The following is a 12,002-nucleotide window of genomic DNA, read 5'->3' as shown; positions in this document are numbered from 1 at the left end:
CTTCGGTGTGGCATGGTCAGCCCAGCATCTCGCTGATGTGCCCTCGCGGGAGGCTCGAGTCTCCGAAGTTGTCGAGCGGCGCACCTTCTTCGTTGAGGCAGCCCACGGCCGCGCCGATCGTGCTCAGCAGCCGGTTGTTCGCGACGTTACCCGCGTCGATGTAGTGGCCCGTCTTCAGGAAGCCGTTCGCGCTGCCCGCGAGCACGTAGGGCACGTTCGTGTACGAGTGGTACTTGTTCGCCAGATCGTTCAGCCACACGGCCACGCCGTAGTCGAGCAGCTTCCCGCTGCCGAACTCGTACGCCGACAGCCGGTCCAGGAGGTGCTTGAACAGCCGTCCGTGGATGCGGTCGATCTTGTGGTGCAGCATCATCGCGCCCTCGATGGGCGGCCCCGAGTCGCCGTCGCTGTCGATGCGGTGCGAGATCTTGTGGAAGCTCTTCTGACGCACCCCGTCGATCGTGTACTCGGTGCTGTCGTTACCGTCGCCGATCTGGAGCGTCGCCGCGCGGGTCACGCCGCAGGCCATCGCCAGCGCGATGATGTCCATCTGCATCCGCGCCACGGCCTCCACGTTGTCGTTCGCGCCGGCGCTGCCCGAGATCGCTTCCATCTCGAGCACGGTCGGGTCGGGGAGCTGGCAGCTCATGGTCACTTCCAGATCGCGGATGGACTGGAAGTGCATGTCGAGCTTCTGCTGGTCGTTCTTGCTCAGCGCCGTGCTCTTGAGGAGCGTGTTCATCTGCTCGCGCACCAGGTCGTTGACGCTGGTCCGCTGGGCCGCCAGACGCTTCAGCACCTCGGGCTCGAGCTGGGACAACCCGAACAGCGCCATGTACGCGTTGTACGGGTTCCGTTCGGCAGCGCGGAGCTGCCTGGGCCCGCGGTACGACATCACCTCGTCGATGTAGCCGTTCATCTTGCCGGCATAGAGCGTGAGCGGCTCGACGCCGGGGGTGTTCAGCTCGCGCGCGATCCGGTTGTCGATGGATTCGCCCATCGAGAGCGACGCGTTCCCGGAAGGATCGTCGGACACCCGCGCCGCGGTCAGGCACTGGTTGCCGCCGCCCGAGTGGCCGCACCCGTTGCCCGGGAACGCGAAGTTCACACCCCGGACGAGGGTCAGCTTCTCCGCGTAGTCCTTGAGCTCGCTCACGGCGCGCTCCCCGTCGGCCGTCATCGACGCGACGGTCAGGGGCCCGAGGGCGCTCGGCCAGAACAGCTCCGGCTCGTCGTTCGTCCTCTGCACGACACCGTTGGCTTGGCGCATGAAAATCGCGAACGGCGGAATGTCGCCCGGCCCGGCCTCTGCCTTGCGAGGCGCCACGCTCTCGAGGAACGGAATCGCGATGCTGACTCCGAACAGACCGCGAAGGAAACGACGTCGGTTGATCATGGGGCCTCCACGGGCGAGCGAGTAAGGAAGGCATCGGACGCGACGAGATCGAGGATCAGCTCCTTCACCGGAGCGCCTCCGCGCGACGACTCGGCGATCTTCACGAGCAAGGGCGCGTCCGCGTCCGTCGTGTCGCGGCCGAGCCCGAACTGGAGCCAGTGCTTCGCGTAGCAGCTGTGGGCCTCGTCGCTCTCGGCGATGACCTGGCTGAGCTCGACGCCGTTCTCGAAGCGCTGGGCGCCGCTGGCGAAGTGGAACTCGTCGGCCGCATCGATCGGCAGGCTGTTGTCCATGGTGCGCCACTGACCGAGCGCGTCGTAGTTCTCGAACGCGAAGCCGATCGGGTTGATCATCGTGGCGTGGCACGCCGCGCCGCAGGTGCCCTTCCCGGTGTGCGCGTCCACCCGGTCGCGGTTCGTGCCCTCGGTGCTCGCCGGCAGGGCCTCCACGTTGTTCGGCGGCGACGGCAGCTTCGAGCAGAGGAGGCGCAGGTTCACGAAAACGCCTCGGTGGATCGTGTCCGGCTGCCGCGCCGTCGCGTTCGACGCGAGGAAGCCGATGCGGGTCAGGAGTCCCGAGCGCTGCGCCGGGTCGAGCGTCACCTGCTTGAACTCCTCCGAGTGGTCGCCCTCGAGGCCATACACCTCGGCGAGACGATCGTTCACGAAGGCCGTCCGGGAGGTGAACAGGTCCGCGAGGCTCCCGTTCTGGGAGAACACCACGTGCTCGACGAACATCTCCGCCTCGCGCGCCATGTCCTCGCCCATCTCGGGGGTGAAGTTCGGGAACAGCTCCGGGTCCTTCGCGAGATCCAGGTAGTGCTCGAACTTGTAGAGCTGCCCGTGGAACGAGCCCACCACCTCGTGCGCCCGCGGATCCTCCAGCATCTGCTTGGCGTAGGCGTGCACGCCCTCGGGCGTGCTCAGCTCCCCGGACGTCGCCGCCTCGAGCAGCGTGTCGTCGGGCATGGTGTTCCACAGGAAATACGACAGGTTCGTCGCGATCTCGTAGCCGGTCAGCGGGATCAACCCGTCCGGTCGCGGCGTCCCGCCGGCGTTCACCCGGTACACGAAGAACGGCGACTGCAGGAACGCTTGGAGCACGAGCTGCATCCCGCCGACGAACGGATCCGTGTCGGTGAGCACCTCCGGCGCGCTCCGGTACAGTGCGAGGAACCGGCCCACCTCGACGTCCGTGAGCGGGCGACGGAACGCGCGCAGACCGAACGACGTGACGAACTCCCGGACCCGCGCCTCCTGATCGCCGCCCGTGTCGGCTGGTACGATCCGCCCGAGAAGCTCGGACGACGAGGTGACCAGCGCCGACAGCTCCTCGGCCGCGACCTGGTAGTCGCTCCACAGCCCAGGTGTCACCTGGAGAACGATCTCGTTGTTGTCGAAGACGCCGCCCAGCGGGTCGCGCGTGAACGACGCCGACATCCCTGTCCGCGCGTCGAGGCGCAGCAGATCGCGCGTGGTGTTCTCCCACTGCGCGTGGCTGAGCCGAGGGAACTGGCTGCGCGCGTTCAGCGACTCGACCCCCTCGTTGCCCTTCGGGCCGGGGACCTTGTCGGGATCGCCGAAGATCCCGGTGCACGCCGGCGTGGCGAGCGCCACGAGCAGCGCGCTCGTGCGCAGGCGCGAGAACCAGCGCGGCGAAGCTACATCAAGCCGATCACGAAGACCCATCGCGTGTCTCCTTCCAGACGGCGGCGAGAATGCGCTGCGCGCTCGCGTGGCTCAACATGGAACAGCCCGGTAGTGCTCGGTTTTTCAGCCATGGATGTCGTGCTGGAGGAAAATCCCATCGAGGCGCCATCCATCCTCGGAACCCGTGCAACCTCGACGCACTTTTCAATGCATTTCTGCGCGCACGACGCGCTCCCGCGCATCGGTCCTCTCGACGCTCCTCGTCTGCGACAGCCATGCGTCGCATGATCCGTCAGCGCACTTCGACCAGCGTTCGCGAACCCCCGCGGTCGTGTACAACTTCGGGGAGACGCCTCTGTCGCGACATGCCGCGTCGCGTTGCCGGTGCTGTACCAAACATCACGCGCACTTGCCCACCGGCCTTCGACGCGCTCGCCTTGACAGGGCAGGGGACGCTCCGCTCCCCTGACCGGTGGTGCCGCTCCACGAGGAGCGCACTTCCCTCGCGACCTGCCCGCAAACCTGCCGCAGCACGACGACACCATGGGTCAATTCGATCCCTTCTCATCCACCCCTTTCGCCCAGCAACCCGGCCTCCAGGCGCCTGTCTTCGGGAGCAAGAGCCTCCTCGATCCGAACACGTCGGGCACGCCGAGCACCTTCAGCGGCAAGGCCGTCTCCCCCGAGCCCGTCGACGGCGATCCCACCCGCTTCTCGAAGCGCATGACGGATGCTGGCAACGAGGCCGACCAGAAGCTCGGCGACACCCAGGCCGATGGCGCGTGCTCCACCTGCCCCTTCAAGGTCCGGCTGGAGCACAAGAGCCGCTACACGAAGAAGTACCTGGACAAGGAGTGGGTCCCCTGGGACGCGCCGTTCACCTTCCTGATCGGCCAGGAGCGCGTGCTCAGCGTCCGCGTCGCCGAGCCCGCCGGTGCCTCGGCCACCTGGAAGATCGAGCCGGTCGGTGACCACAGCGGCGTGGTCAAGCCGGCCACGGGCACGGGCAACCAGTTCGACTACACCCCGAACGCCGACAAGCGGAAGCCGCTCGCCTCGGGCTCCCGGTCACCGAACAAGCCCGTCGAGTACAAGATCACCGCGACGGTCACCCACAACGGTGGCACCCAGGAGGTCGTCGAGACCATCAAGCAGGACGAGAAAGACATCATCCGGCAGGAGTACGTCGACTTCCGGACCTGGTTCGTCGGCAAGAAGGGCGACAGGTTCGTGCTCCACGTCCCCTTGCGCAACCACGTCGTTGCCCCTTCGCGTCCCTCGCTGCGCACGGGCAACTACAGCCTCGTCGTCGATTCGGCCACGTCGGAGCTGCTCGCCGCCGTCGAGGCGAACCTCGGCGGCAAGGTCACCGTCAACAGCGGCTGGCGAAACCCCCGTCGCAACCAGGCCGTCGGCGGCGTGACCAACAGCAACCACCAGCACGGTGGCGCCGTCGACATGAAACCGACCGTGGACGGCGCCGGGAAGCCGGGTGGCATGTACCAGATCTACAACGCTGCCCTCAAATCGGGCGGGCGCGCCGCCATCCTCGAGCATGGAGGGACGGCCATCTACCCGACGAACAAGGCCGTCCCCGCGATCTCGGACGAGTCCCCCGACAAGAACAACAACGGCGTCCCCGACACGATGGACGGCAAGTTCGCCCACGCAACCCACGTACACATCGACCGCGATCCGCCGAACGGTGGAGAAGACGACTGAGCCGAGCCGCTTCATGAGAGCCCGCATCGTGATGTCGTCCGGTGGCGGTCCGGTTACGCTGCGCGCGTGACACGCCGTCGGTCCGACATTGCAGCGGGCGCGGGGCTCGCGGCCCTGGCCGCCCTGAGCTTCGGGCTCACCACCCCGGTCGTCGAGCGCTCCGGGCGAGGTGTGGGCGCCTTCTCCACCGCTGCCGTGCTCTACGCGGGCGCTTCCATCGCCGCCTTCGCGCTCGGCTGCGTGGCCACGCCGGACAGCGCCCGGCTGAGCCGACAGCACCTCGGCAGGCTGTTCGCCATGGCCGTCTTTGGAGCGGGTGTCGCCCCCACCTTGCTCGCGTGGGGCGTCCAGAGGTCCGGCGCGACGACGGGCTCGCTCCTGTTGAACCTCGAAGCGGTGTTCACGGTACTCCTCGCGTGGCGCTTCTACCGCGAGCCTCTCGGCCGTCGTGTCGTCGTGGCTCTTCTGGTGATGGCCCTCGGTGGCGTCGCACTCACCATGAACGCGGCCTCCTCCGTCGGGTTCGATGGACTCGGGGCGGCGGCGATCACGGGGGCGACGCTCGCCTGGGCGCTCGACAATACGCTCTCCCGCGGCCTTGCGGAGCAGGATCCCTCGGCGGTGGTCGCGAGCAAAGGAGCGCTCGGCGCTGCGCTCACGGGCGCCATCGCCTGGATGACGCACGACCCCTGGCCGAGGCCCGGCCCCGCGCTGGTGCTGCTCGCCTGTGGCGCGACCGGCTATGGCTTGAGCCTGCGGCTGTACCTGCTCGCGCAGCGGCGCATGGGGGCAGCGCGCACCGGCTCCGTCTTCGCCCTCGCGCCGTTCATCGGCGCGTCGCTGGGGTGGGCCCTCGGCGATCAGCCGCTGGGCCCCTGGACGCTGCTCTCGGCCTCGCTGTTCGCGGTGGGGGTCGCCCTCCACATCACCGAGCGGCACGAGCATCACCACGTGCACCCGGCGATGAAGCACGACCACCCCCACCGCCATGACGACGGTCACCACGACCACGTGCACGATCCGCCGTTCTTCGGGGAGCACACGCATGCGCACCACCACCACCATGTCGAGCACGCGCACGATCACGCACCCGACATCCATCACGATCACGATCACGAGCACGCACACGCGTGACGGGTTGCAGCGACCGCTTCGCCTCGTGAATGCCCCCGACCCATGACCGTTCGCAGCGCGCCTGCGGGCCGCTATCCTGCGACGCATGCGTCCCCAGGTGGTCCCACTCCTCGCCTCGCTCCTCGTCCTGCCGGTTTCGTGCGGTAGCGCTGACGACGGCTCGTCGGGCACCCCGACGACACCTCCACCTCCGGAGACCCTGGGCACGGCATGGGAGGCCGAGAGCGTCTCGCCGCTCGCGCTCTCGAGCCCGTGTCCCTCGTTCTCCTGCCTCGCCACCACGGATCCCTCGCTCGTGCGCTCGGCCGATGGCGACCTGCTGCTCTACTTCTCGGCGGGCGGCATTCGCGAGGAAGGCGATGGCAGCCATGCCGTCTGGGGGCCCACCATCGGTCGTGCACGGCGCGCGGACGGACAGGAGACCTTCGTGCTCGACCCCGTCGACCGGCCCGTCGTCGATGCCGCCCCCGTCGGCGCGTGGGACCGCCACGTCGAGACGGTGTCGGTGTTCGCCGATCCCGCAACGTCTCGCTACCGCATGGTCTACATGGGCTACGAAGCCCGCCCCGGCGATCCTAACTACGTCGACGGTGGCCCCACGACCTACCAGGGGACGGCGCTCGGCCAGATGACGTCGAGCGACCCCGAAGGCAAGGTGTGGCAGCGAAACCCCGAGCCCATCTACCGCCCGGCGCCGGATGCATGGGATGGACTGTTCATCACCGGCGCCAGCGTCGTGATCGGACCGGACGGCGTGTGGCGGCTCTACTACTCCGGCGCCGGCACCACCGTCGGCATCGGGCTGCTCACCTCGAACGACGGCGGCGACACATGGCAACCTCATCACGCGCCCGTGCTCGAGCGGGACCTCGGGGGGTGGGATCAAGCTGTTCTGGAGCCCACCGTGCGCTACTTCGGTGGCCAGTTCTGGATGTGGTACAGCGGCTATGAAGAGCCGCTCGGCGACGCCACGCGCATCGCGATCGGCTTGGCAACGTCGGCGGACGGTGTGACGTGGCAACGCCACCCGGGCAACCCTGTGCTCGGCCCTGGAGCTGCCGGGAGCTGGAACGACATGCGCGTGCTGTCGTCGGACGTGCTGGTCGACGCCGATGGCTCCCTGTTGATGGCGGCTTATGGGTGCAGTCTGGCGGGCCTGTGCGACGACGGTGACGCCCGGATCGGCCTCTTCCGCTCGCGCTGATCCCTGGAGGACGTGACCGCGCGCGCGCGTGGTAGCCTTCCTGCATGCTCATCAGCAGCACCCAGCTCGCCCAGCTCGGCGCCGAGGCGAGGGCCGAGTCGGAGGAGCGCATCTTCGCCCTCTTCCGTGAGCACTTCGATGGCACGCCCCCCTGGCCCTCCGAGGAAGCCGCCCGAGGCCTGGTGTCGGCTGCCATCGACAAGGCTGCTGCGCTCGGCATGAACGCCACCCGGGATGCCTTCAAGTTTGCCGTCATGATGATGGTCTTCGGCCCGTCCTTCGATACCGCCGAGCCTTGGGCCGTGAAGATCCTTGCCGAGCGCGCGGAGGGAACCCCCGTGGCCGAGCTGCTCTACCGCGAGGCCATCGAGCAGGTGCGCGTCCGTGAGGATGCCGCAGCGACGGGGAACGCCCCGGCGCGCTGACGTGGGGCTCAGCCCATTGCGCCCGGGCCCTCTGCGCCCTGCCGTCCGTACGGGAGCAGCACGCAGCGCTGGGAGTACACTGCCGCGACGCGTATGCGACCCCTCGTCACCCTGCCGCTCTTCGCCCTGACCGCACTCGCCGAGATCGTCGGCTGTTATCTCGTGTTCCTCTGGGTGCGAGGCGCGCGGTCACCGCTGCTGCTCGCTGGCGCTGCCGTCTCTCTCTCCCTGTTTGCGTGGCTTCTGTCGTTCCATCCGAGCGCGGGCCGCGCCTACGCGGCGTATGGTGGCGTCTACGTGGCGTCGGCCGTGGTGTGGGGGTGGCTGGTCGAGAAGCAAACGCCAGATCGATGGGACCTCATTGGCGCGGCGGTGTGCCTGGTGGGCATGGCGATCATCGCGTTCGCTCCGCGGTCCTGAGACGCTCCCGTGGTGAAGGCGACCCGTGACCCGTGACGGCAGCTCTGCGTCCCGCGTCGGTGTTCGGGGCCTTCGCGGTGCTGCTCAGCGCCGGATGAACTCGATCAAATCCGCGTTGAGCTTGTCCTTGTCCGTGATGAACAGCCCGTGGGGCGCTCCCTCGTAGACCTTCAGCTCTGCGCCCGGGATCATCCGCGCCGACACCCTCCCCGAGATGTCGATCGGCACCGTCGTGTCGTGATCTCCGTGGATCACCAGCGTCGGCACCTGCACCTTCGGCAGATCCCCCCTGAAGTCCGTCGTCGAGAACGCCGCCACGCAGAGCCGCGTCGCCTGGGGCGAGGCTTGCAGCGCCAGGTTGCGCGTCCACTCCAGCATCTCCGACGACACCCGGTGCTTCAGCGGCCCCACCCCGAAGAACTGCTTGCCGAAATGCGCGAGGAACGAGGGCCGGTCCTCCATGATCTTGTCCACCATCTCCGCAAACACGGCGGGCTCCACCCCCTCGGTGTTGTCCTCCGTCTTCAGCAGGAACGGTGGCACTGCCGACACCAGAACGGCCTTGCGCACCCGCGCGCTCCCATGGCGGGCCAGGTAGCGGACCACCTCGCCTCCGCCCATCGAGAACCCCACCAGCGTCGCGTCCCGCAGATCGAGCTGCTCCATCAGCGCCGCCAGATCATCGGAGAACGTATCGTAGTCGTACCCCGACCATGGCTGGCTGGACCGGCCGAAGCCGCGCCGATCGTACGCGATGCAGCGCACCCCCTGCCGCGCCAGGTAGGACGACTGGTACTCCCACATGTCCGCATTCAGCGGCCACCCGTGGATCAGCACCACCGGGGGCCCGGCGCCCCAGTCGTTGAAGAAGATCGTCGTCCGATCGCGTGTCTCCAGGTACGGCATGGCGTTCTCCTCGCGCTTCGCCGCGTCGACCCTGGACAGACCTCCAGAGCTCCTCCGGCGGCCCTCTATCCGATGCTCCAGCGCGCGTTCGGATGCGCCTACCCCGCGCTCACCCCTGGCAGAGCAGCGTGATGTGCTTCGCGATGTAGTCGGCGATCCCGGATGCGATCTCCGCCCCGATGCGCCCTCGCTGGCCGTGCAGCGTGGTCCGATCGCCGTCGTTGGAGATCATCCCCGCCTCGATCAACACCGCGGCCTTCACCGGGTACGGAGCGCCGAACTCGATGAGCCCCATGCGCTCTTTCCGCTCCTGGTAGCCCGTGCCGAGCGGCGCGATGGTCTTGTATTTCGCCGCGATCGCTTGCGCGAGCTTCTCGCTCTGCGCTCGCAGCGGCCCTGGATACCAGTATGTCCGCTGCCCCTGGAGGCTCCGGTTGGGCCAGGCCGTCTCGATGTGGACGCTGACGAAGACCCGCGCGTCGTGATCCATGGCCACGTCCTTGCGCCATTTGTGCCGCACGGTCTGCGCCGTCACGTCGCCCTCGCGGGTCAGGACGACGTCCTTCACGTGGGGCTTGCCCTTGAGGTTGTCCCGGATGGCCTGCGAGATCCCGAGCGCGAGGTCCTTCTCCTTCGTGAGCGGCACGCCGGGCGGTTCCTTGCCCTGGCTGTCGCGCGGCCAGGTCGTGCCGGGGTCGACGAGGGTATTGTTCGGATTCTTGTCCCGGAGGACGTCGCCATGCCCCGGATCGATGACCACCACGACTTCGTTCGGGCACGATGACACCGTGGCGTCAGGGGTCGTGCCGGTCGTGCTCGTGGCTGCAGCCTGCTTCTTCTGGTTCGCCATGCTTCTCCGAAGAACTCAATCCTGCGCGCTCGTGCGCGCCGAGGTGGCCGACGCGTCGCTCGTCTCCGCGGAGTCGGGGAGTTCGTCATCGTCCTCCCCGTCCTTGATCGGCGCATCCGCGTGTTCGGGATCGAAGACCCGATCGTGCAGCGCGTCGACACGGCTCGACGCCCCTCGCCCCGCCGCATCCAGCAGCGTCCGCGCCCAGGCATACGATGGCGCCTCCTCGAACCCCGGGCCGAGGGCGAACATCACCTGGAGGTACAGCGCGAGATCGTACTCCCGCGCGATCCCCCAGCGCGCCGCGCGCTCCAGACCCTGCTGGATCTGCGCGCGAAGTTCCGCCTCTCCCAAGCCCGTCGTCTCGGGGATCACCTCGGCGAGGTGGAGGACCATGCGATCCTCGAACCCGTTCACCTCTGCCCTGGCGAGCGCCACGACCTGCTCGGCGTGAATGATCAGCACCGCCGCCTCCTCCGCCTGCCCGCAGGAGATCGCACCGCCCTCACCCCGTCAAGGGGCGCCCGTGACGGTGGAAGGCAGCGCCATTGGCGGCCGGGCGATGCCTCCCACGGCACGCGCCCGGGGTTCATGATAACCTCCTGGTACCCGCATGTCCGAGCCCGCGCGTCTCCTCGCCACGACCTTCGCCGAGTACGTGGCCCAGGAGCGCCATCGCTCCACCCGCCACGAGCTCGTCAACGGCCAGGTCTACGCGATGGCCGGTGGCTCTCCGGAGCATGCCCTCATTGCCATGAACATCGGTGCCGAGTTGCGGAGCGCCCTCCGCGGGCGCGGCTGCAAGGTCTTCAGCTCCGACGTCCGCATCCGCGTCCGCGCCACCGGCCTCGCCACCTACCCCGACGTCAGCGTCGTGTGTGGCGAGCTCGCCCGTGATCCCGAGGACGAGAGCACCCTCGTGAACCCCGTCCTGCTCGTCGAGGTCCTCTCGCCCAGCACCGAGGCCTACGACCGCGGCGAGAAGTTCGCCCACTACCGCCGCCTCCCCTCGCTCCGCGAGGTCGTGCTCGTGTCCCAGTCCAGGCGCCGCGTGGAGCTGTTCCGTCGCAACGACGACGGCTCCTGGACGCTCTACGAGGCCGACGGCAGCGGCGCTCTCGACCTCGCTTCGGTCGGGTGCAAGCTCGCGCTCGACGAGGTGTACCTCGGCGTCTTCGCCGAGGACACGGCTCCCGCCGCGCGCTGATCCATCCAGCGTGGCCGGTTCGGCAAACTCACCGGCCGCAATGGCCAAGGCGGGTGATGCTGCCCCTGGTAGGCTCTCCTCGACGGCAAGGCGCATCCACGACGCGCCACCGAGGACCCCTCTTCAGCTTACAGGGAACGGCATGCGCTTCTTGATCCTCACCAGTCTCGCCCTTGGATTGAACCTGCTCGCCTGCGGCTCGGACGACGGCTCCAGCTCGGGCGCTGGTGGCAACGGTGCTGGTGGCAGCGCCGGGACCGAAGGCGGCGGCGCCGCGAACTCCACCCGCGACATGGACACGCTCCTCGACGCACTCGGCGCTGCCGACCGGGAGACGCTCACCCGTCTCGTCGATCCCGCCGTGATCTACGTCGACACCATCGGCCGCGTGGAGGGCGTCGACGCGCTCGTCGCCCACCTCACCCAGCGCCGCATGGGCTGGGTCCGCAGCTCCCCCGTCGACGCCCACCACACCATCCAGCGCACCCGCGTTCGCGGCACCAGTGCTGCCCCCGAAGATCTGCTCGTCACCTTCCAGCCCCCAGCGACCGGCGGATCCTACAGCCACATCGTGCTCCTGCCCGGCGACCTTCCCCCCGTGGAGCAGACCGGCGCCATCTCGCAGGCCTACCAGGATGCCTGGACCGAGGCCGAGCCCACCGCCCGCGCTGCCCTCCTGGAGACCTCCTGGGCCGACGACGGCTACTTCGTCGACCCCCGGAACGAGACCACCGGCCGCGACGCCCTCGACCAGATGATCGCTGGCTTCCTCGAAAGCGGCGCCGGCGAGATCCGCCCTGGCTCAGGCACCAACGAGCAGCACGGCGTCCTGCACTTCGCCTGGAACATGTTCGAGGGCGACAAGCCCGTTCTCCACGGTGTCGACGTCGGGTTCTTCGCCGCCGACGGCCGCATCAGCCACATCCTCGGCTTCTGGGGTCCCTTGCAGCACCGCGACGAGGAAGCCGAGCCCCCGCCGCCCGAGCCGCAGCCCTGACGCCTGCTCGGAGCGATCCCGGGCCGCCACCTCTTGCCTGGCAGCCGCATCTCTGACCTGGCGACGTCACGCCATCCGCGCGTGACGGCGCG

Annotated in this window: 12 protein-coding genes; 7 read left to right on the top strand and 5 right to left on the bottom strand. The window is 68.5% G+C overall.

Annotation, left to right across the window (positions count from 1 at the left end):
• Positions 1-16: 16 nt before the first annotated feature.
• Complete coding sequence (locus CMC5_RS29230) at positions 17-1,270, bottom strand: DUF1552 domain-containing protein (RefSeq protein ID WP_245677811.1); 1,254 nt, start codon at positions 1,268-1,270, stop codon at positions 17-19.
• 122 nt (positions 1,271-1,392) lie between these two features.
• A complete protein-coding gene (locus CMC5_RS29225; RefSeq protein ID WP_050433477.1) occupies positions 1,393-3,084 on the bottom strand; it encodes a DUF1592 domain-containing protein in 1,692 nt (563 codons plus the stop codon).
• Positions 3,085-3,588: 504 nt separating this feature from the next.
• Here CMC5_RS29225 and CMC5_RS29220 point away from each other — a divergent pair.
• The 5 genes from CMC5_RS29220 to CMC5_RS29200 all read left to right on the top strand — a co-directional run bounded on the left by CMC5_RS29220 (position 3,589) and on the right by CMC5_RS29200 (position 7,950).
• Positions 3,589-4,767 carry a D-Ala-D-Ala carboxypeptidase family metallohydrolase gene (locus CMC5_RS29220; protein ID WP_050433476.1) on the top strand — a complete coding sequence of 393 codons (1,179 nt, stop codon included), beginning with the start codon at positions 3,589-3,591 and terminating at the stop codon, positions 4,765-4,767.
• Positions 4,768-4,833: 66 nt separating this feature from the next.
• Positions 4,834-5,901 carry a DMT family transporter gene (locus CMC5_RS29215; protein ID WP_050433475.1) on the top strand — a complete coding sequence of 356 codons (1,068 nt, stop codon included), beginning with the start codon at positions 4,834-4,836 and terminating at the stop codon, positions 5,899-5,901.
• An 85-nt stretch (positions 5,902-5,986) separates the two neighbouring features.
• On the top strand, positions 5,987-7,105 hold the full coding sequence (locus CMC5_RS29210; RefSeq protein WP_050433474.1) for a glycoside hydrolase family protein: 1,119 nt from the start codon (positions 5,987-5,989) through the stop codon (positions 7,103-7,105).
• 44 nt (positions 7,106-7,149) lie between these two features.
• Positions 7,150-7,530, top strand: coding sequence for a hypothetical protein (locus tag CMC5_RS29205; RefSeq protein WP_050433473.1), 381 nt, complete (start codon positions 7,150-7,152; stop codon positions 7,528-7,530).
• A 93-nt stretch (positions 7,531-7,623) separates the two neighbouring features.
• Positions 7,624-7,950, top strand: a complete 327-nt coding sequence (locus CMC5_RS29200) for a YnfA family protein (RefSeq protein ID WP_050433472.1) — start codon at positions 7,624-7,626, stop codon at positions 7,948-7,950.
• A gap of 84 nt (positions 7,951-8,034) precedes the next feature.
• Here the strand turns inward: CMC5_RS29200 and CMC5_RS29195 are convergent, their stop codons facing one another.
• The 3 genes from CMC5_RS29195 to CMC5_RS29185 form a co-directional block, all read right to left on the bottom strand.
• A complete protein-coding gene (locus tag CMC5_RS29195; protein ID WP_050433471.1) occupies positions 8,035-8,856 on the bottom strand; it encodes an alpha/beta fold hydrolase in 822 nt (273 codons plus the stop codon).
• A gap of 109 nt (positions 8,857-8,965) precedes the next feature.
• Positions 8,966-9,706: an N-acetylmuramoyl-L-alanine amidase family protein gene (locus CMC5_RS29190; protein WP_050433470.1), complete on the bottom strand. Its 741-nt coding sequence runs from the start codon at positions 9,704-9,706 to the stop codon at positions 8,966-8,968.
• A gap of 15 nt (positions 9,707-9,721) precedes the next feature.
• Positions 9,722-10,171, bottom strand: a complete 450-nt coding sequence (locus tag CMC5_RS29185) for a hypothetical protein (protein ID WP_050433469.1) — start codon at positions 10,169-10,171, stop codon at positions 9,722-9,724.
• 148 nt (positions 10,172-10,319) lie between these two features.
• Here CMC5_RS29185 and CMC5_RS29180 point away from each other — a divergent pair, with 148 nt between their 5' ends.
• Positions 10,320-10,913: a Uma2 family endonuclease gene (locus CMC5_RS29180; protein WP_050433468.1), complete on the top strand. Its 594-nt coding sequence runs from the start codon at positions 10,320-10,322 to the stop codon at positions 10,911-10,913.
• A gap of 142 nt (positions 10,914-11,055) precedes the next feature.
• Complete coding sequence (locus CMC5_RS43280; RefSeq protein ID WP_050433467.1) at positions 11,056-11,910, top strand: nuclear transport factor 2 family protein; 855 nt, start codon at positions 11,056-11,058, stop codon at positions 11,908-11,910.
• Positions 11,911-12,002: the final 92 nt, after the last annotated feature.

This window comes from Chondromyces crocatus, assembly GCF_001189295.1.
GTDB lineage: Bacteria > Myxococcota_A > Polyangia > Polyangiales > Polyangiaceae > Chondromyces > Chondromyces crocatus.
This window is presented reverse-complemented; position numbering and strand designations above follow the sequence as displayed.

Bases quoted from the DNA above. Each gene is read 5' to 3' on its own strand.
- CMC5_RS29230 (WP_245677811.1), bottom strand. From the start codon at position 1,270: ATGCGCCAAGCCAACGGTGTCGTGCAGAGGACGAACGACGAGCCGGAG.
- CMC5_RS29225 (WP_050433477.1), bottom strand. From the start codon at position 3,084: ATGGGTCTTCGTGATCGGCTTGATGTAGCTTCGCCGCGCTGGTTCTCG.
- CMC5_RS29220 (WP_050433476.1), top strand. From the start codon at position 3,589: ATGGGTCAATTCGATCCCTTCTCATCCACCCCTTTCGCCCAGCAACCC.
- CMC5_RS29210 (WP_050433474.1), top strand. From the start codon at position 5,987: ATGCGTCCCCAGGTGGTCCCACTCCTCGCCTCGCTCCTCGTCCTGCCG.
- CMC5_RS29205 (WP_050433473.1), top strand. From the start codon at position 7,150: ATGCTCATCAGCAGCACCCAGCTCGCCCAGCTCGGCGCCGAGGCGAGG.
- CMC5_RS29200 (WP_050433472.1), top strand. From the start codon at position 7,624: ATGCGACCCCTCGTCACCCTGCCGCTCTTCGCCCTGACCGCACTCGCC.
- CMC5_RS29195 (WP_050433471.1), bottom strand. From the start codon at position 8,856: ATGCCGTACCTGGAGACACGCGATCGGACGACGATCTTCTTCAACGAC.
- CMC5_RS29190 (WP_050433470.1), bottom strand. From the start codon at position 9,706: ATGGCGAACCAGAAGAAGCAGGCTGCAGCCACGAGCACGACCGGCACG.
- CMC5_RS29180 (WP_050433468.1), top strand. From the start codon at position 10,320: ATGTCCGAGCCCGCGCGTCTCCTCGCCACGACCTTCGCCGAGTACGTG.
- CMC5_RS43280 (WP_050433467.1), top strand. From the start codon at position 11,056: ATGCGCTTCTTGATCCTCACCAGTCTCGCCCTTGGATTGAACCTGCTC.